The following is a 19,262-nucleotide window of genomic DNA, read 5'->3' as shown; positions in this document are numbered from 1 at the left end:
ACCTGACCTGCTGGATACGTTGGCGCAACTGCCGGATCAAACGCTACAATGCCGCTTAAGCCTACACCGGTCTCACCTGTTGCTCCCGCGGCCCCAGTGGGACCTGCTCCAGCAATCAACGTATAATCCGGTGAATTTCCTGGTATACCTGTTGGTGATGCAACGTTTGTAATAAAAGTACTGCCATTGAACGTAACCACCTGACCTGCAGGGTATGTTGGCGCCTGAGCTGGATCAAAAGCTGCAATTCCGGTTAAGCCTGCACCGGTGGCTCCCGTTGCACCTGCTGCAGCGATCAACGTATAGTCCGAAGATGTACCTGGTGTACCAGTCGGACCTGCCACACTGGCAATATAAGTACTGCCATTATAAGTGACCACTTGACCTGCAGGATATCCAGGTGCAAGAGCAGCTTCAAAAGCAACAGCTCCAGAAAGTCCTACACCTGTTGCCCCGGTTGCACCTGTAGAACCGACGGCAAGTAAGAGCGTGTAATCGGGCGAACTTCCCGGTACACCCACTGGACCATTTACGTTGGCCACAAAAAGACTTCCCTCATAACTAACAACCTGACCTTGCGCGTAAGTTGGTCCAGCTGCTGGGTTAAACGTTGTAATGTTGTTTAATCCTACGCCGGGAATCCCTGTCGCCCCTTGTGGACCTTGAGGGCCCTGCGGGCCTATAGGGCCGACAGCACCCACAGATCCAACTGGCCCCACTGCACCTGCTGGTCCCGCAGCCCCTCTCATTCCTGGAACTCCTGGAACGCCCGGAACACCGGGAGGGCCTGCTGGGCCTGTGATCCCCCCAGCGCCCAATGCCGTTGAAGCTCTGCTTAAGGAAATGGATACAGATCGAATTAATCCTACCAGACGATCCTTCACTACAGGAGGTACCTCTAAAAGCAATATTACACTTAACAAGTCATCCAGCAGACTTTGCAGATTTCCCGCAAGATTAATCAGAGGCACAGGAACAACCTCAGATGAAGCGATGGTCAGTTCTAATACAGCTTGGAGTTCTGCCTTTACCCCAGCCCGGAACTCCGATTCGTTCACAAAGCTAAGTAGTTGACGCAACCCGTTCTGTAATGCAAGTATATTTGATGCACTTGGCTGACTAATTGCAGCCGGAATTGTTACACTTAGAGAGCGAAGAATAGATTCAAATTGCTCAAGTTCACTAGCCGTTATCGGAATAAATGGCGAACCTGCTCGAAATGATCTCCCTTCTAAAAACGCTTTAATGTTAACTCTTTTTCGTCCATCGGACATGCTTGAATCACTCCTCCTATAGTACCTAATTGTTCAATCTTATGAAGGAAGAGAGCCAAAATTATCTTGGACATATTTTTACGAACGAAAAATTGATACGGCCTTGTTCCACGTTGAACAAGATTAAACGGAATACTTCAACAAAAAAACACCCTCCATAAGAGGGTGTTGCGGCATTTTTTGTTTGAAATCAGCCTATTTCGAAGAATCTACGGGAAATTGTAAAATAAACTCCGTGCCTTCACCAAGCACACTGTTGACATGAATCGTGCCCTGATGAGCATCTACGATGTTTTTTACGATCGCGAGACCGAGTCCTGTTCCCACGCTCTCTCCCCGAACGCGAGCTTTATCTGCTTTGTAGAAACGTTCAAAAATAAAAGGCAGGTCTGAAGTGGGGATGCCCACGCCCTGATCTTTTATACTCACCTTCGCAAAAGGAGCGCGCAGGTGGGTGACAAGCTCAGCAGAAATCTTTACACTTTTACCACCAGGTGTGTGCCTGAAAGCATTATCCAATAAATTCGTGAATACCTGCTCTAGCCTGTCTTCATCAGCCTGTTGAAGTGGGATCGTCTGTTGTTTGCATTCAAATTGAAGCTGAATTTCCTGCTCCTTTGAGCGAACCATAAATTTTCGATAGACGCGTTCAAGAAGTTCACCAAGCTCAACTTCCTTCATATTCATATCGGTATGTCCTGCATCCATACGAGCAAGATCAAGTAAATCTTTGACCAGTCTCCCCATCCGCAGCGACTCATCGTGTATAACTTGAATCAGCTCTTCGCTTTCTTCCGGTGAGGTTGCCATCCCGTCAAGTAACGCCTCACTGTATCCCTGCATCATCGATAACGGTGTACGAATCTCATGAGATACATTGGCAACGAAGTCACGACGCATCTTCTCCATTTTCACTTCTTCAGTAACATCTCTCAAGACAGCAACAGCACCCCGCACCACACTATCAGCATATAAAGGGGCCATCTGAACAGACCACACCCCTTGTTGCACATGAACATTGGAATTCTGGTCTCCGCCTTGCTCCATTACCAATCTGAATAAGGGAACCAGCGGTTCCGGAACATCGCGGGACGGATTCGTAGAGGGATAGCCGTCCAGTCCTTCATCTTCCTGAGCCCAGTCAAGGGCATACCAAGCCTGCATGATTTTTTCACCAGGCGGATTCGTCAAGATCACCTTGCCTTCACCATCAAAAGTAATCACGGCATCCGTCATACTTCGCAGCACACTCGCCAAATGTTCCTTCTCATGATTCAGATTTCGAATGGTATCTTCCAGTTGAACAGCCATGTGGTTAAATGTGTTCGCAAGTTCACCAATTTCGTCATTAGTACGAAGAGAAAGCCTCGTTCCATAATTCCCTTTGCGGATAGCATTGGCTGCTTGAATTAATTGCTGCATGGGCTGTGTAATTTTGGTGAACAGAAATAATGCAAAAAACGTGGTTAGACTGAATCCGACAATGCAGATATAAGTAAACAGCCTTTTGATATCCCTAGATTCAGACTCAGCAAAGTTTGTATCAATATAGGGTAACAGAAACAGACCCAGCGCAATAAGTACACAACCCACAAGGCAAATAATCGTTATCCATAATTTTCCAACCAATGATCTCCAGAAAGCAAAGTTATTTCGGTACTTCCAGTTTATAACCCACACCCCACACGGTTGTTATCATCGCTGCCGATTCAGGGGACACTTTGTTCAGCTTCTCACGAAGACGCTTCACATGTGTATCCACGGTACGAAGATCACCAAAAAATTCATAATTCCATACATCTTTAAGCAGTTCTTCTCTGGAGAACACTTTGTCAGGTGATGTTGCAAGATAATGCAGCAATTCATATTCTTTAGGCGTTAGACTGATCTCTTCGCCACCCGCGGTCACGCGGTGAGCATCATGTTCAATAACCAGATGCGGAAATACAATATTGTTGCTTGAGTTGCTTTCCTTAGAAAGGTATGCCGTTGCCGAAGAACGACGCAAAATGGCCTTCACCCGGTATATTACCTCACGCGGACTAAATGGCTTCACTACGTAGTCATCTGCCCCTACCTCAAAACCTTGCACGCGGTTAATCTCTTCCCCTTTTGCCGTGAGCATTAATACAGGGGTAGATTTTACCTGACGAAGTCGGGTACACACTTCAACACCATCCATACCTGGAAGCATGACATCAAGCAAAATCAGACCGTAATCACCGGCCGTTGCTTTACGAAGTGCTGTTTCTCCATCTTCCGCTTCATCAATTTCATAACCTTCTTTTTCAAGATACATTTTAAGCAGTCTGCGGATTCTTTCTTCATCATCCACGACCAAGATACGATTCTCATGTTCTGACATGCCCACTCAAGCCCCTTTACAATACTCCTCGTCACTTCTATTATGTTCGATCTTGCGAACAATATTTGAATACCCTTTTTCCGTGAAGGGTACATCATGGATTTATCGTTGTTTTGCCCACGATTTTGAACGCACTTTACTAGTCTGCTCCCGCATAGGAATGTAATCCCGCGATAATCAGATTTACGCCAACCAGTGTAAACATCACGACCAGGAACCCAAGTACAGCGAGCCATGCAGACTTCTGACCCTGCCATCCTTTGGATAAACGCAAATGCAAATACACACTATAATACAGCCATGTAATCAATGCCCATACTTCTTTGGGATCCCAGCCCCAGAATCGACTCCAGGCAATCTGTGCCCAAATCATGGCAAAAATTAAAGCTCCCAACGTAAAAATAGGGAATCCGATCGCGATAGCTCGATAACTGATCTCATCGAGGTCATCCGCGTCTATTCCATTCATCATCGGCTGCAACGCTTGTCCAAGCGGTCTGCGAACAATTAAACGAATAAGTCCATAAAGGATCAGACCTGTAAAGATAGACCAAACAACTGTATTCAATTTACGTCCTGCATTTACACCTTTCATCCAGGAAGGCGTTTCAAGTAAAGGCTCTTTCATTCCGAGAAACGGTTTAATGCTCTCTACTTCACTATTATATGGAGCAAAAATAGGAGGCATGCGATAAATCACTTTCTCTATTGTACTATTTTCCTCTCCCTTTGTGTCAATGCTGACTGTTTTCTGCGTAAACACGGCTTCATAGCCAGCTGCACGGAAGGCAAATACCGTTCCAATAAATCCGATGACTACCACGATTGTAATGAGCGTAAATTCAACCCACCCGCGCTGTCGACGAGAAGACTTGTCTTTTCCACTAAAATCAACCGTACGAAGCAAATACATGAATCCCGCGGCAAAACCTACAGCGAAAAACGCCTCACCTAAAGCTGCTAGCGTAACATGAATTTTCAACCAGATCGATTGTAATGCTGGAATTAAGGGCTGAACTTCCTGTGGAAATACGGCCGCATAAGCCATAATGATAATGGTGAGCGGCAGTGCAAACAAACCCAGCAGAGATTTCCGATAAATCGCGTACACGACAATAAATGCTACCATGATCATCATGGACAAAAATGACATAAATTCGTACATGTTACTAACCGGGATATGACCTGCACCGATCCATCGGGTTACGAAGAAAACAAAATGCCCTGTCAATGCCACAGTAGATGCGATGAAGGCGCGTTTCCCCCAACGGTTCATATGATCCAGCGGATCACGATTACTCCATTTCTTGCCCATAACGGCAACGGCATATAATAAAAATGCAGCACAATACAGAAAAAAAGATACGATAAATGCATCGCTGCTGAAATCAAGTATACTCATGCTTGGTTCCCTCCGTTATCCAACGACTTCTCATCCACTTCCAGGTTCATCTGTTTCAAAATACCGGCTACTTCTCGCCTGAAGCCGAACCAATTTTTGTTCGTGTGCCCGCCGAGCGTAATACGCTCATTGTCAAATCGAATCCAAATGCGGCGATGATGCCAATAAAAGCCCATGACAAGACCCAGCATGACAATACCAGCCCCTACCCACACAAACGGCATCGCTTTGTCCACGCGTATATTCAGGTAACTTACCGACTGTATAAGATCAACCTTGTCCATACTGTCAACCTCCAGTTGCAAAGGAAGCTCCCCTCCTACAAGCTGACGATTGATTGCATCTTGCTGAAAACGTTGCTTGTCAATTTGTTTGGCAAAATACAAGTATTGAATTCCCTTCTCCGGAAGATCTGGTCCTTTAATATGAAAGAGAAATGCAGGTGCATTGGGTGAAGGTGATTTTGATTTGGGTTCGCCTTTATCGTCCAGCGCAAAGTCCATGAACTTCTCCTTGACAGTTAATGTATAAGGACCAGCCTCAAAGGAGCGCTGTGTATCCGTCATTTCAATCTTTAAAGCGCCGTAAACTTCCCCAGTCTTCGTATTGACCAGATCCGGGGTGACCGAGCGTATAGTCGGCGTCAGATCATAGTCAAACTGATACGCCTTCAGACCTTGGTAATTCATAGGATGATTCACTCGAACATCTTGTCTTGCAACCTCTGCAAGCTGAGGTTTTTTGGAGAGATCCGAGCAATCTGCTGTGCATTCATATAAAACGACCTTCGTTTCAAACAACTTGGGAACCGTTTTATTCAAATTTTTAAACTGCTCCGGCACTTCATCTTCATTATAAAACTCTACACTAAACTTTTCGTTTTTCAGATACATGGACGTGTTCGGGATTTTTTTGATTTCCCCTTCGGGAAAAGCCACATGCTCGTCCAGATTTAAACCTGGAAGCCCACGTGCGAGTACAGCGAGCAGGAAAATGATAAGTCCAATATGAATGACATAAGGCCCCCAGCGGCTGAAACGTTGCTTCTCAGCAAGCAATGCATCTCCTTGCGTATGAACTCGGTACCCTTTCTTACGCAGCGGCGTAACCGCTTTCTTAATCCACTCTTCAGGCGCCTCTTCGACGGAACTTTGATACACAAGACGTTGTCTCGTCAGGAATTGCAGATGTTTCCGAATACGCTGTTTGTTGAGCGCTTTGTAAAGCGGAAGCACCCGATCCAGACTACAGATGACAAGCGAAGCCCCAATCATCACCAGTAGCGAAATAAACCACCAAGATTCATATGTATGAGATAGACCGAGAAGATAATAAATATGGCCTAACTGACCATAGGTTTCTTTGTAATAAACGGAAGGATCCATATTCAGAAACGTACTCTCTTGCGGGTAGATTGTGCCCAGCATAGAGCCAACAAGTGTAAGAACAATCATATAAACTGCAATTTTGACAGATGAAAAAAAGTTCCATATTCGATCAATAATATTCGGATTACTGCGCTGTGAACGCCGTGCCATACCATCATAACGCATCTCCAGCACTTCATTCGATTGAGCCGTCTCCTCCAGAAGTGGCTTACCACATGCTTCACATAATACAGTTCCTACCGGATTCTGATGACCACACTCACATTTTGTATTTTGGAACACAAGTAGACCTCCTGTCAGGGCTGCTTCGCCAGCTGTGAGATTTGAGCGTCAAGGGTGTCCAAATCCAATTGACCGATGTGAATAGTAGAGATTTTACCCGAATCAGATACAAAAAAAGTGGTTGGCATCGGTGAAATTCCATAGTCCCGAACTGAGTTTTTGTCCCGGTCTAACATAATCGGAAATGTAACACCCACTTGCTTCACAAAATTTTCAACCGTCATCTGATCTTCTCCAACGTTGATTCCAACAAACTGGACACCTTTATCTTTCCATTTGTCAGCCTGCGCTTGAAGTGCAGGCATCTCTTTCACACAAGGTTCACACCATGTGCCCCAGAAATTGATAACCATCGCTTTCCCTTGGTACTCATCAGACGTATGAACTTGACCATCCAGGCCCAGCAATTCAAAAGAAGGGGCTTGATCCCCTTCCTTTGGCTTGCCATTCGAGCCAGATACGGATGTTGTAATCGCGTATCCGCCCAACACCAGGATCAAGCACAAAATAACGATTTGCACCGTTCTTCTTGATTTCCCCATGTGCTGCTCCCCTTTAAAGTGACGATTTCTTTAGCTATATAAGTTGAACTAAAGATTTTACACAGCCCACTCCAATGACAGAATAACCTTACAATCGCTGTTATCCCCAGATTTTTCAAATTCCCTTTTCTAAAAGGGAAAATCCGGTGATAAGCGTATGCTTTCGATGTAGCTTTCTTGCAGAAAGCTTTTAGGCGAGCGCTTCGCTTTTCCAGGTTTTTTCTGTCCTCTCCGTTAACGTGTAAAAGAAGTGTTCCACTTATATAGGCCCTTGTTATAGAACAGAAACTGTGAACATCCTATGAACAATTATAGCGAATTTCGTCACAAATCTGCGGCGGTTTTATGAAAATTATGTGTCCTCACATTACCTTTTTTTGATTTTTTTGGCGGGTTCGGATTTTGCGAGCGTAATCAGATTGTTAACTTCCTCTTTGGTCAGGTTACGAGTAAGTCCGCGTTTCAGATTTTGCAGCAGAATACCCCCAAACGAAATCCGTTTCAGACGAGTTACTGGATGGTTAATCGCTTCGAACATACGTCTAACCTGGCGGTTCCGTCCTTCATAGATCGTAATGGAGATCACAGCTTCATTGGTCGCAGTGTCCACATCCTTGTACTCCACTTCTGCTGGAGCGGTCATACCATCCTCAAGCATAATACCGGTCTTGAGCTTCTCCAGAGCTGAACCATGTGGTACACCTTTAACCGTGGCCAGATATGTTTTAGGTACGTGATGCTTTGGATGTGTCAGCAGATGCGCAAATTCGCCATCATTGGTCAGAATGAGCAGCCCTTCTGTATCATAATCAAGACGCCCTACGGGATAAACACGTTCCTTAACACCTTTTAGATAATCGGATACAATTTTTCGGCCTTCCGGATCTGATGCACTTGTAATAACCCCTTTAGGTTTGTTCAGCATCAAATACACTTTTTTCTCACTGCGGATCGGCTTGCCATTTACCGTAATCATATCCTCTTCGGGGTTCGCTTTCGTACCCAGTTCGGTTACGACCTCCCCGTTAACTTCCACTTTGCCGGACAGGATCAGTTCCTCACTCTTGCGGCGGGATGCAATGCCTGCCTGTGCGATAATTTTTTGTAATCTTTCCATGTTTGTCATGTCACCTCACACTAATGATACCCATCCAACCGGGAAATCACAAGGATTATCCGATGTTTTTGCGAACAGGAAGGCTATATCGCTCATTTGAGTGTTAATGAATTGATATTTTCATCGTCTGAATACAAAAAAAAGCTTACCCCCGCAACGTCTGTTTTCATTCAGACCGCGCAAAGGTAAACCTTCAACATTTCTATATATATTTCATTTAATTCGAAACTTTACCTGCAACCACAACCGACTTTTTCGCCGGAGCTGTAGCTTCTTTCACAAACGTCTGCAATGTCTTTGATGTAATATAATACGTCCGTCCACCATACACAAACGTCATCATGCCGATTACCCGATTATTCTGATCGAGTACTGGTCCGCCTGAATTACCTTGAGCCATAGCCTTAACGATGCTTCCAATGCCTGTTTTACCAGGCACATCCGCAGCCTGCGAACTAAACACCCGACTCTTAGCTATCGTGTTATATTTCGAAGGGAAATCATCATCCAAAATCACGAGGTCTCCGGACGGATTTTTAGGAAATCCAATGGTGTAAACCACCTGATTATCTCTGGCATCAGCAAACTTCACTGGTTCAGCATTAATCGGTTTGTCCAGCTTCAACAAAGCCATATCCGTTACCGGATCGGTTTTGATGATCTGAGCTTTAACCGCCTGATTGAGCGCGCCAGGGCTCGCGACCGTTAAGGTTCCTTTATCCCGACCAGACAGCTCAGCAAAATCCTGAACAACATGATAGTTGGTTAATACTTCATCTTTGGATATTAAAATAGAAGTTCCTACATCATAATAAACCATATCCGGCTCATCTGCTTTGACCAAGCGTACGTTCACAACAGGAAAAGAATCGGCTGTAACCGCCATTTGCGCACGCAATGATTTGTCAAAGTATCCGGTAAAATGTATCGTCTGCTCAGCCTGAGCACTTGCTAATGCCGTTGAACCCGCAAGCAACGTCATGGCAAGCATACTTGTCAACCCGTAACGGAGCATTCGTTTCCAACTCTTCTGCATGTTCCACTCTCCTCCGTTATTATTCTAGCATAACTAGTATATCGGAAGGAAAGCAGCATTCGGTTAACCAAAAACGAGCAAACAAATGGCCAGTGCAGCAATAAATCCAACGACGTCCGAAAACAATCCAACTTTGAGCGCATACCGTCCATTGCGTATGCCTACTGCTCCAAAATATACGGTCAGCACATATAACGTTGTATCTGTACTACCTTGAATGGTAGAGGCCATACGGCCAATCATAGAGTCAGGGCCATATGTTTTGATCAGATCCGTGGTGAAAGCAAGCGAGCCTGTCCCAGTTAGTGGACGTAAAATGCCTAATGGAAGCACCTCTCCAGGTACACCCATCCAAGAGACGAGTGGGGTGAAAAAGTGAATCACAAAATCCAATGCCCCCGAGGCACGAAATACACTAATGGCAACCATCATGCCCACAAGATGTGGGATGATACTGATTGCAGTCGAGAAGCCATCCTTGGCCCCATCAACAAAGGACTCGTAAACTGGGACCTTTTTGGTAAACGCATATAATGGAACAAACGCGATAATAACCGGGATGGCCCAGACGGAAATCCAGTTAATGAAGGTTAACAAGGCTGCTCATCCTTTCATGCCAGGATTACCGCTTGGAGATATATGCGGCGATCTGCGGAGAGTTCTATTTCGATACCAGCGATCTGCCATAATAGCAGCAAGCGTAGCAACAATCGTAGCCATCAAGGTGGTCCCTACAATCTCTGTAGCATTCGCAGAGTGATAGTTCAACCTGATCGCAATCAATGTTGTTGGAATAATGGTAATACTGGCCGTATTCAGCGCCAGCAGCGTACACATGGCTGGAGAAGCGGTCTGCTTATCAGGATTCAGCTCCTGCAACTGTTGCATTGCCTTGATACCCATCGGAGTAGCTGCATTCCCAAGCCCCAGCAAATTAGCGCTCATATTGGACAGTATGTAACCCATGGCGGGGTGATTTTTCGGTACATCGGGAAACAGAAATCCTACAACCGGCCCAAGCAGCCTCGCTATCCGCCCGAGTAGTCCGGCATCTTCCGCCATTTTCATCATTCCCATCCAGAATACCAATACACTAATTAGGCCGAAACATACCGTCACGCCGGTTGCTGCACCATCAAATGCTGCCTGAGTGACCACTTCAATTTTCCCGTTCACTGCTGCAAAAACAAATCCGATCAAGATCATCATCAACCAGATCAGATTGATCACTGGAATCCCCCTCTCCTTAACCTCCAAGCACAACTTTTATCCTCTCAATTGGATCAGGGTGATAACAGCCGGCTTAACACCGCTTTCCACGCTGAAATCCATGTCGTGGCATCTCCGATGCTGCCCAGTGTAGAATCTTCCATTTTGGGCTCTGGCGGAATGTAGCTGCCTTTGTAATAGACAGGTATGGAACCGATCGGTTCGCCTTTCAATTGCATATCAATCCGCCCTGCCAATCCAAACGAAGAATCATCTGACTGACCACTCTCGGCTATATTCGTTTGTGTACGTTGATCGCGTAGAACCAACTTTTTGGTCAGCGCGTCTTCTTCCCCTTTGGCCAGTGGGTACTTAAATCCACGCCCCGTGACAAGTTCCATATTCTGTACAGGCTGTTCCTGCCTTGCAATCTCAACCAGCGGGAAATATTCAAAACCAAAACTCAGCATCCTCGCATGATCATTCCAGTCATCACCATCATTAAGCGTCACTGCTGCTAGTTGTTGCCCATCCCGAGTCGCCGAACTGACAAGACAGCGGAATGCCTTTTTGGTATATCCGGTTTTCACCCCATCCGCGCCTTCATATAAACGAAGCATTTTGTTTTTGTTGTGCCATGAATATTCCCAGCTTTCATTCGGATTTGGAGCCGATTTATTCTCGGTTGCAACGATGCGCTTGAACACCGGGTTATGGAGTGCGTACGCCGTTAACCTCGCCAGATCGTTCGCTGTGGAGTAATGCCCTTCTGCATCAAGCCCATGTGGATTCATAAAATGGGAACGTGTCAAACCGATTTGCTCTGCCTTTTTGTTCATGAGCAGAACAAAACCTTCCTCCGAGCCACCGATATGTTCGGCGATCGCCGAAGCCGCATCATTGCCTGAGCGCAGCATGAGACCGTATAACATATTTTCGAGGGTCATTTCCTCACCCAACTTGAGGTACAGCGAAGATCCTTCTTTCGCAAAAGCAGACGGCGTTACCTTGACTTTTTGATCTAACTTTCCTGCTTCAATCGCAACGATGGCGGTCATAATCTTGGTCAAACTTGCAATTCGTAGCTCCTTGTCTCCATCCTTACTGTACAGAATCCGCCCAGATGTCACATCGATAAGCGCCGCACTTTGCGCATGGGTAGACGGCCCAGCAATCGTTGCCTGAACGGAAGGTGTCCCCATCGTTGAGAAGAGCAATACAGTTATAAACATACCTACAATAGCTTTCATTAATTTTCGCATCCACATTCCTCCGGGTCGCTTGGAATCTTGTACTATCCTATGTCCGGACAACCTGGAGTATGTCCCACACAGATAAAAAACAGCAAAAACCCCTCTTACACCGCAGTGTCGGAGGGATCTGTATATAACACTCAGCTTTAATTTAATCCATATTTCTAACGATGTTCTTTATGTACTTTTTGCTGTTCTATATGTGCTTTTGATTAGACTGATTCAGCATCTTAGCTACTTTTCTCATAATTCTGGACACTCTCATCTGACTAATATCTTCCATGGCGGCTGTTTGTGTTTGGTTGAATCCGTCTACACGATGTTTCAGCACCGCAGCCTCTTGTTCACTAAGCTTACGCTTCACCGAATCAAGCACAGCATCAACATAAATTTTATCCAAAACATTCTCTTCAATATTCTCTCCACTATAGATGGTATCCATCAACGTAACCGATTGAGAATGCTGATCATCTGACCCTACAGGCTCATCCAGATATTTCACACCCTTACCCACCTGAAGCGCCTTATTCACTTTTTCTTCTTCTTCATCAAGCAGAACGGCAATTTCGTGCGGGGCAGGAAGATACCCCATATCATGTTCCAAACGATTGATACGGTGAATTAAATCTGTGGCTGTACGTGTTGGACGAATGATATTAGCACTATCTCTCAGAAAACAACGAATCTCTCTAACAATGGCAGTGACCGCAAATGAACTGAATTTCACACCACGAGAGATATCAAATGCTTTAACAGCTTTGAAGAACCCCATGCGGCCCAATTGCAGAATATCATCTTTCTCCACACAGTGAATTTTAGACAACATTTCAGGTTTACCAATGTACTTGTGTACGGAGTGCCAAATTAGATTTTCGTTGACTAAAATACATTCTCCAAGAAATTGCTCGTCGAACCGGCAGCGTTCAATATTATGTATATCATCCATGCTGTAATATTCCTTGTTTTCTTTTAACTTACTATGAATTTGTTCCGAAAATTTCACCATCTGGATCTCCCTATGTCCGAATCTTCTGTTCAAGACTTCCTCATTTTAGAATTACTAATCTTGCTCAAGTGCCTCACACATCTTTTTTTAATAACGCTTATTAAATTGCTTATAATACCAAATGTGTGGTTTGTCTCGATCCACATTGCCTTCTCCATGAAAATTGATTTGTGTTATGACTACATGTCTTCTTAGCTAAGATTATTTTCTGGTACATGCTCTATACGTGGTATTTAAAACAAGGTTAAGGACCGCTCTTTCAAATATGTACGTGTTAAATCTAATGTTATTATTCCAAAATTCTATATAAGGCTATTAATTGCCACTATGATATTACAAAGCTTCGTATTTGCTGCGAATCCCTTTCCATATTTGTGATATTCGTGCTTTGGATACTCCCTGTATGGCTGCAATCTCTACAAACTCATATCCATACGTTCTCAGTTTAAAAATCTGCTTCTCTCGATCATTTAGACTCATATTCTCCATAATATCGGTAAGAAATTCGAAGTTTTCATATCCAAAACCAGTATGTCCAAGCACTGGAGCCATAACCTTACCAGTTCCTTCTTCTCCCCCATGATCCGTAGTCATAATCTGAGCAGCGTTGACTACACTAAGATTTTTTTCAGACATGCATTTACGATACATATCCTTAATTTTGTTATCGATTAAATGATCCACAAATGTCGACATTTTAGCTTTGTCCGCATCATACTTATCCAGTGAATTCACCAGCTTGATCAAAATTTCCTGAGTAACATCTTCCTTCTCCATTCCAGCGAACGTTTTACCCCTCAACTTGTGGCGACATTTCTCCTGAGCCTTGTTCAGGAACATATCCATATCCTCAATCTCAAATAACTGATCAAATCCCATAGCTGTTGTAGCAAGCATCATACTTTTCCCCCATTAATAAAATAATAATAATCAGAATACATCCCTAGTTCCCCACTTTATAGCAACATCCTAAAATGAATCTAATTCGGATAAATCTCCCTAATCATGCTAGTAAACTTATGTAGTTCTGTTACTCCAAAATCTTAATAGATACGCTTCGTTCTCAGCTATTCACATACAAACCTATTTTTCACCCTCTTCCATTAGATTACATTCAGGATAACAAATACGAACTAATGTTCGCAAGTTATTTTTTCGAATTATGTTCCGCCTCTTTTACACCCTATATACGAAACAACTTGATGAAGGTAAAGAAACTAAAATAAAAACTAAAAAGACCAACACAGATCACACCACTGAAAAAAACAGAATGGTGGAATGTGTCGGCCTTGGTCTGACTTCTTATTTCGTTCCAATTACCGAGAGTATGGTCTACAAATGCGAAATACATTATAGGCTTCATCAAGATTATTAATCTATCCGATCGCCATAAGGGTAGTATAAGGAAATATGTAGGATAATGTCAACAAGAAAAATACTTCCCAAGAATCCAGTTTGGTTGCACAAGCATCCTTGTAGTTCTTAAAGCATGTTTATTTCATCATTTTTCAGCAGAACTTCAATATCCTTGTTCATCTTGAAGACCGTCACTTGCTCTGTAAAGTCATGTCCGAAAAATGTGGTTTCGATGTCTTCAATTTTCAGCCCCATATGGATATAAGAGAAAACAGGATTGAAATTCTCTTTCATCAAAAGTGCAAGCTTCATTTTATACTCCATGAAAACTTGACTTGAGTGTGTTTGCATATGTTCGAGCATGAAAGCTTCGGGCTTCGTGAACTTTGCTGTAAACTTTAAGATGATGAAATGATTCATGATGGAGACCCTGGTATCTACCGGCCCGCGCTCCGTTATGTTTTTTCTTACTCTAGATGCCAGTTTGGCGAGTTCTCTTTCCAAGTCCTTTATCTCAATGTTCCCATCGCCTCCTGCCTAACCTCCCGGCCTTGTACTACCCCTGGATACATGAATCCAACCTAATTTAATCAAAAGTCCTTATGCAAGACAAGTTTCCTGTGAATCAGAGAGCCAGTTTCCGCCTACCTTTACACGAAAAAGGAATAGCCCCCAGATGTAGGCTGAGTTTTGATTGTACTTCAGTTCTCATGTCGAGGCAGCATATACACAGTTGGGAAGCTCTATCCGAGGGTTGAGAATCTGTTGATAAAATAAACTATCTGTCTTATTATTGTTAAGACTCCTAGTTCCTAGTCTAACCTGGCTTAGACTTGTATCATGAGGAGTTCTGCTAAGATTCGAACTGTCGGAGGGAAATATAATGGCGTACTCGCAGTCAAAGACCGAAACCGTAGCAAATCATTTAAGAACAAGATTTATGGAAGGTAATGTAGAGGGACACGAGATCGTCGTTGCCTTAATTAGTATGGTAAAAGCCGAAAAAATTGACCTGGACGAGGTAGCCCCCATTCTTCAAACTGTTTTTTTTGAACAGCCTCAGGGAATCTTGCTGGCTCTGGAAAAAGCAAGTACGCTGATCGATGATCAATTGATTGATTCCATCCTTCAGGAAGTGAACGAGTAGATCTATTTTTACATACCCACCTTAAAAATCAGCGTAGGATTCAACCCTATGCAAATTCTTTATGAAACGAATACAATTAGAGCGTTCCAGAAAATAAGCAAAGCCTCTGCTGATCTTCAGCTCACCGATAACGATCTTGCTAATTTTGCACAACCGGATGTTCATGTTTCTTCGTTGGAGTACATTGGAGTATATCAAATTCAAAAAGCAGATCCACACGTCAACAATCGATGTGTGGTTCTGCTTTTTATTATTATGGGATTAACTATAGAATATAGAGCTCGTATAACGGTAAAAGGATCGGGCTTTCATCTCCAGTAGCTCCGAATCAGTTCAGTTTTACACGGAAAGGTTGACTGTACTATTGCATTCTATCACACCAAATGAGAAGCGAACGATCGATTTCCACTCCGTAATCGGAACAATCGAATCTTCTTCTATTTATCTTCAATATGAACTGGAACATCCAGAGCACATCGTAATTATACAAGATTATTACTTCCTGAAAGATGCCGTTCACTTCAACGCTTGGTTAACAAACCAAGTTGAATCTACCAGAGTCTTGTGTTAGACATTTGGTCTCTGTGCCTGAAACCCTTTGCATCTCGGCTCATCAATGAGTACCTTCAGCATAAGTAACGCCTTCAGCAAAAAATCCCTCTTGCACCGCAGTGCCGGAGGGATCAAGGTCAACATTATGCCTCAGCTATACGTCGTATGGTCAGGGGTATCCCGGATATCATTTTCCGTTGTTCCATGATTACGGTGACGGAACATTTCCTGAATGCGATCAAGCACATACGGTGTTGAATCAATCAATTTTTCGAACAAATGCGTCGAATTATCCAGCGGTACGATATGCACACCTTGCTTGCCTACGACTAGAAAAGCAATCGGACGAATGGATACACCGCCGCCGCTACCGCCACCAAAAGGAGAAGCAACCTTCGCTGAATGCGCATGTTCCGTTGTGCTTGATGTGCTGTTTCCTTTTCCATCACTTACGTTAAAATCACTACCGCCTGCCGCAAAGCCAAATCCCACTTTACTGATCGGCAGAATGACCGTACCATCCGGTGTCTCAACAGCATCGCCAACAATTGTATTGACATCCACCATGGCCTTGATATTTTCCATTGCAGTTTCCATTAAGCCTTGAATTGGATGATCTGACATGTGTATTCCCTCCAGTTTCAATATAAGCTATATCCGTTGACTAAAATGATTAACACAAATACGCTGTGTCAATGCGAAGTTCAACTTATATAGGATTCTGATCTAACCATATCATCTCCAAACTTTCGGAGAGTTATGTAATCCATGTAGGGAATCCCTGCGTATGCAATCTCGAATCGGAACGACATATTCGATTCAATCATCCGAAAGTCAAGTTCCTGACTTGCGAGCTTCTTTATCCACGATTTGCCTGTGCTTCTTCTTTTGCTTGTACTTCCGGCGCTGCTGCTGAAGGAGCTTAAACCACATTCGCCATCCTCCCTCCACCTGCAGCACACGCGTAAGCAGTCTCACCCCTGCAGTCAAAATGGCCATCATCCTAATACGCAGTTTAAAATCAAGTTCCGTTCGGAATTCCATCTCATCAGACCAAACTGGAAGCACTTCAAGGTCAGGCAACGTTCTGAATCGCATTTGGTACGTTAAGAAACCAACAATCATCGACTTGATGCTCCACAACCAGCCTGACAGCATCGCTGTATATGCTGCATCTCCCACGCCAACCGCAGTAGACCAGAACAGATTTGTTATATACACACGTTTTAACGTCTGTTTGACCCATACTTTCAGAGCTTCCGTTGCTCTAAGCATCACTTTGACTTCTTTTGCCCAGTTTTTTACTTTTCGTTTGTTCACCTGCTGACTTCCCAATACCTCTCCTCGGGAATGGTTCATGGACTGTTCTGTTTTAAGCAGGAAGCCTTCTTTCATATTTCGGAAAACAATGCTCGGAATCTCGTAATTCATTCGCACGAAGCCGTACAGCAGCCGAACATTGATATTCGCATAGTCATCGCTTTTGTGTTTGCGAAATATAATATGCACATGAACATTTGAGATGAGGACTGCGGCAATCAGCAGTGCGACGAACAAACCGATTCCTCCAAGCCAGATCCACACAGGCCTTACCTCCAAGCCCTCAATTCTTTTCATGTCTAGTATGGCATTTCTTACTGGAAAAAATTCACGATTCCAATGAATTACTCCACTTTTTGCCGAACATTGCTATAGGAAGTGGAGCTAAAGATAAACAAAATCACAAAAAAGGACAAAGCGGATCCATCTCCACTTTGTCCCTGAAATTTCTTTCTGTCGCCTAGAATTATGAGGATGAACCTGGCAGATCATCCTCTGGATCAAGCACAATATCTTGCTCCGGGTTGACTGTTTCCTCTTCAAATTCAAACGCACTCTGCACATCCGTATTTCCGGTACCCGGCTGCTGCATATCCAGCTTGTTGAATAATAGCTGCGTTTCTTCCTCCAGATTCTCAGAATCTTCAAACAACCCTGGCTCTGGAAGATCTTTAATCGAGGCCAGTCCGAAATAATCCAGGAATGACTTCGTCGTTCCATACAAAATGGGGCGTCCAATCGCTTCTGCTCTCCCCACTTCAACAATCAGATCCTTGTTCACCAGTGTATGAATGGCACGTTCGGATTTCACTCCACGAATCTCCTCAATCTCAACCCTCGTGATGGGCTGACGATAAGCGACGATGGCCAGCGTCTCCAATGCCGCTTGAGACAATGAAGTACGTGCAGGAGAATAGGCCAGCTTCTCAAAATACGCTGCATGTTCCGGTAGCGTTCCGAGCTGCACAACACCTGCAAGCTTCATAATCTGTACGCCTCGCCCCTGCCGGGCAAATTCGCCGATCATCTCCTCAATAGCATCGGTGACCAGCTCTACACGCTGATCAACAATTTCAGCAATCTGTTTGACACTCAGACCTTCTTCTCCCGACAAAAATAGTAGTCCCTCAATAATCGACTTCAATTTCGGAAAATCCATGGTTCGTTGTTTCCCCTCTCCACTCCATAACGATATCCTCAAACAAGCGCTCCTGATAACAAACAATCTGCTTCATCTTCATTAGCTCCAGCACCGCTAGAAACGTCACCACGATCTCATGTCGATAGATCTGATCATCCATCAACTTGGAGAACAGCAATCGGCCTCCAGGCCCTAACTGTTTAAGCGAACCGATGACATCTCGTATCCGGTCTTTGACCGAGATTTCGTCCCGTTTAATCCGTGTGACCGTTGTACGCTTATCAGCCTTCCGTAATGCTTTCTGAAACGCCGCAATGAGATCAGAGGTATGCAGACCCTGCACCGGATTGGTTTGCTCCTGGACAGGCATATAGGGGCGTAGATCCTCGGGCTCTTTGGAAAAAATAAGACTACGCTCCCATTCACGTTCATGGAGATGCCGTGCTATTCCTTTATATTTGCGATATTCGATAAGACGTGCAATCAGTTCGGCACGCGGATCATAATCTTCATCTTCCATGTAATCATAATCCTCGAAATCCTCGATTACCGGTGGTTTGGGCAGTAAAAGTTTGCTCTTGATGGACAGCAACGTCGCAGCCATCACCAGAAATTCACTTGTAATATCCAGTTCCAGCTCCTGCATGGAATGCAGATACGCCATGTATTGATCGGTAATATCGCTGATGGGAATATCCTGGATGTCGATCTCAGCCTTATCAATCAAATGTAACAATAGATCCAAAGGCCCTTCAAAAGTCTCCAGTTTGTATGTAACTACCGTCACTAGACGAATCCTCCCGCCAGAAAAATAAAAACCCTGCCAGCCGTTCGAAGCCGGTCTCCCGATTTCGTCTGCGCAAAGCAGGGCA

General features: G+C 44.2%; 19 protein-coding genes. 1 reads left to right on the top strand and 18 read right to left on the bottom strand.

All coding sequences use genetic code 11. The features are described from left to right. From ACUTVW_RS20600 to ACUTVW_RS20535, 14 genes are all read right to left on the bottom strand, one after another. The coding region (locus ACUTVW_RS20600) for a collagen-like repeat preface domain-containing protein (RefSeq protein ID WP_445647486.1) at positions 1-1,274 on the bottom strand (1,274 nt) is incomplete at its 3' end. Between the two features lie 195 nt (positions 1,275-1,469). Then, on the bottom strand, positions 1,470-2,903 hold the full coding sequence (locus ACUTVW_RS20595) for an ATP-binding protein (RefSeq protein ID WP_445647485.1): 1,434 nt from the start codon (positions 2,901-2,903) through the stop codon (positions 1,470-1,472). Positions 2,904-2,922: 19 nt separating this feature from the next. Next, positions 2,923-3,639 carry a response regulator transcription factor gene (locus tag ACUTVW_RS20590; protein ID WP_110894386.1) on the bottom strand — a complete coding sequence of 239 codons (717 nt, stop codon included), beginning with the start codon at positions 3,637-3,639 and terminating at the stop codon, positions 2,923-2,925. Positions 3,640-3,778: 139 nt separating this feature from the next. Then, positions 3,779-5,041, bottom strand: a complete 1,263-nt coding sequence (ccsA, locus tag ACUTVW_RS20585; protein WP_434750522.1) for a cytochrome c biogenesis protein CcsA — start codon at positions 5,039-5,041, stop codon at positions 3,779-3,781. Further along, positions 5,038-6,711 carry a cytochrome c biogenesis protein ResB gene (gene resB, locus ACUTVW_RS20580; protein ID WP_445647484.1) on the bottom strand — a complete coding sequence of 558 codons (1,674 nt, stop codon included), beginning with the start codon at positions 6,709-6,711 and terminating at the stop codon, positions 5,038-5,040. The genes ccsA and resB overlap by 4 nt, the downstream gene beginning before the upstream one ends. Before the next feature lie 14 nt (positions 6,712-6,725). Beyond that, on the bottom strand, positions 6,726-7,253 hold the full coding sequence (locus tag ACUTVW_RS20575) for a redoxin family protein (RefSeq protein WP_445647483.1): 528 nt from the start codon (positions 7,251-7,253) through the stop codon (positions 6,726-6,728). Positions 7,254-7,620: 367 nt separating this feature from the next. Then, entirely contained in the window at positions 7,621-8,370 is a 750-nt protein-coding gene (locus ACUTVW_RS20570; protein WP_445647482.1) for a pseudouridine synthase, read from the bottom strand. Positions 8,371-8,587: 217 nt separating this feature from the next. Next, a complete protein-coding gene (locus ACUTVW_RS20565; protein ID WP_445647481.1) occupies positions 8,588-9,406 on the bottom strand; it encodes a S1 family peptidase in 819 nt (272 codons plus the stop codon). A 63-nt stretch (positions 9,407-9,469) separates the two neighbouring features. Then, positions 9,470-10,003, bottom strand: a complete 534-nt coding sequence (locus tag ACUTVW_RS20560; RefSeq protein ID WP_445647480.1) for a spore maturation protein — start codon at positions 10,001-10,003, stop codon at positions 9,470-9,472. A 6-nt stretch (positions 10,004-10,009) separates the two neighbouring features. Beyond that, the gene (locus ACUTVW_RS20555) at positions 10,010-10,636 is read right to left on the bottom strand and encodes a nucleoside recognition domain-containing protein (protein ID WP_445647479.1); all 627 of its coding nucleotides are present in this window, start codon (positions 10,634-10,636) and stop codon (positions 10,010-10,012) included. A 53-nt stretch (positions 10,637-10,689) separates the two neighbouring features. Further along, positions 10,690-11,877, bottom strand: a complete 1,188-nt coding sequence (locus ACUTVW_RS20550; RefSeq protein WP_445647478.1) for a serine hydrolase — start codon at positions 11,875-11,877, stop codon at positions 10,690-10,692. A gap of 187 nt (positions 11,878-12,064) precedes the next feature. Continuing rightward, positions 12,065-12,874, bottom strand: coding sequence for a sigma-70 family RNA polymerase sigma factor (locus ACUTVW_RS20545; RefSeq protein ID WP_445647477.1), 810 nt, complete (start codon positions 12,872-12,874; stop codon positions 12,065-12,067). A gap of 333 nt (positions 12,875-13,207) precedes the next feature. After that, entirely contained in the window at positions 13,208-13,774 is a 567-nt protein-coding gene (locus ACUTVW_RS20540; RefSeq protein ID WP_445647476.1) for a sigma-70 family RNA polymerase sigma factor, read from the bottom strand. 582 nt (positions 13,775-14,356) lie between these two features. After that, complete coding sequence (locus ACUTVW_RS20535; protein ID WP_445647475.1) at positions 14,357-14,734, bottom strand: Na-translocating system protein MpsC family protein; 378 nt, start codon at positions 14,732-14,734, stop codon at positions 14,357-14,359. A gap of 379 nt (positions 14,735-15,113) precedes the next feature. Here ACUTVW_RS20535 and ACUTVW_RS20530 point away from each other — a divergent pair, with 379 nt between their 5' ends. Then, positions 15,114-15,377 carry a hypothetical protein gene (locus tag ACUTVW_RS20530; protein ID WP_434750511.1) on the top strand — a complete coding sequence of 88 codons (264 nt, stop codon included), beginning with the start codon at positions 15,114-15,116 and terminating at the stop codon, positions 15,375-15,377. 702 nt (positions 15,378-16,079) lie between these two features. Here the strand turns inward: ACUTVW_RS20530 and ytfJ are convergent. The 4 genes from ytfJ to ACUTVW_RS20510 all read right to left on the bottom strand — a co-directional run bounded on the left by ytfJ (position 16,080) and on the right by ACUTVW_RS20510 (position 19,177). After that, on the bottom strand, positions 16,080-16,553 hold the full coding sequence (gene ytfJ / locus ACUTVW_RS20525) for a GerW family sporulation protein (RefSeq protein ID WP_434750510.1): 474 nt from the start codon (positions 16,551-16,553) through the stop codon (positions 16,080-16,082). A 210-nt stretch (positions 16,554-16,763) separates the two neighbouring features. Beyond that, complete coding sequence (locus ACUTVW_RS20520) at positions 16,764-17,513, bottom strand: DUF2953 domain-containing protein (protein ID WP_445647474.1); 750 nt, start codon at positions 17,511-17,513, stop codon at positions 16,764-16,766. A gap of 202 nt (positions 17,514-17,715) precedes the next feature. Beyond that, positions 17,716-18,408 (bottom strand): SMC-Scp complex subunit ScpB, encoded by a 693-nt coding sequence (scpB, locus tag ACUTVW_RS20515; protein WP_445647473.1) that lies wholly within the window; start codon positions 18,406-18,408, stop codon positions 17,716-17,718. Beyond that, positions 18,377-19,177 carry a segregation and condensation protein A gene (locus tag ACUTVW_RS20510; RefSeq protein WP_445647472.1) on the bottom strand — a complete coding sequence of 267 codons (801 nt, stop codon included), beginning with the start codon at positions 19,175-19,177 and terminating at the stop codon, positions 18,377-18,379. The genes scpB and ACUTVW_RS20510 overlap by 32 nt, the downstream gene beginning before the upstream one ends. Positions 19,178-19,262 lie beyond the last annotated feature (85 nt).

It is taken from the genome of Paenibacillus sp. TSA_86.1 (assembly GCF_052691815.1).
This window is presented reverse-complemented; position numbering and strand designations above follow the sequence as displayed.

What these genes read in the sequence shown, in the direction of transcription:
- ACUTVW_RS20590 (WP_110894386.1), bottom strand. Translation starts at nt 3,639, where the DNA reads ATGTCAGAACATGAGAATCGTATCTTGGTCGTGGATGATGAAGAAAGA.
- ccsA (WP_434750522.1), bottom strand. Translation starts at nt 5,041, where the DNA reads ATGAGTATACTTGATTTCAGCAGCGATGCATTTATCGTATCTTTTTTT.
- ACUTVW_RS20575 (WP_445647483.1), bottom strand. Translation starts at nt 7,253, where the DNA reads ATGGGGAAATCAAGAAGAACGGTGCAAATCGTTATTTTGTGCTTGATC.
- ACUTVW_RS20570 (WP_445647482.1), bottom strand. Translation starts at nt 8,370, where the DNA reads ATGGAAAGATTACAAAAAATTATCGCACAGGCAGGCATTGCATCCCGC.
- ACUTVW_RS20565 (WP_445647481.1), bottom strand. Translation starts at nt 9,406, where the DNA reads ATGCAGAAGAGTTGGAAACGAATGCTCCGTTACGGGTTGACAAGTATG.
- ACUTVW_RS20550 (WP_445647478.1), bottom strand. Translation starts at nt 11,877, where the DNA reads ATGCGAAAATTAATGAAAGCTATTGTAGGTATGTTTATAACTGTATTG.
- ACUTVW_RS20545 (WP_445647477.1), bottom strand. Translation starts at nt 12,874, where the DNA reads ATGGTGAAATTTTCGGAACAAATTCATAGTAAGTTAAAAGAAAACAAG.
- ACUTVW_RS20540 (WP_445647476.1), bottom strand. Translation starts at nt 13,774, where the DNA reads ATGATGCTTGCTACAACAGCTATGGGATTTGATCAGTTATTTGAGATT.
- ACUTVW_RS20530 (WP_434750511.1), top strand. Translation starts at nt 15,114, where the DNA reads ATGGCGTACTCGCAGTCAAAGACCGAAACCGTAGCAAATCATTTAAGA.
- ytfJ (WP_434750510.1), bottom strand. Translation starts at nt 16,553, where the DNA reads ATGTCAGATCATCCAATTCAAGGCTTAATGGAAACTGCAATGGAAAAT.
- scpB (WP_445647473.1), bottom strand. Translation starts at nt 18,408, where the DNA reads ATGGATTTTCCGAAATTGAAGTCGATTATTGAGGGACTACTATTTTTG.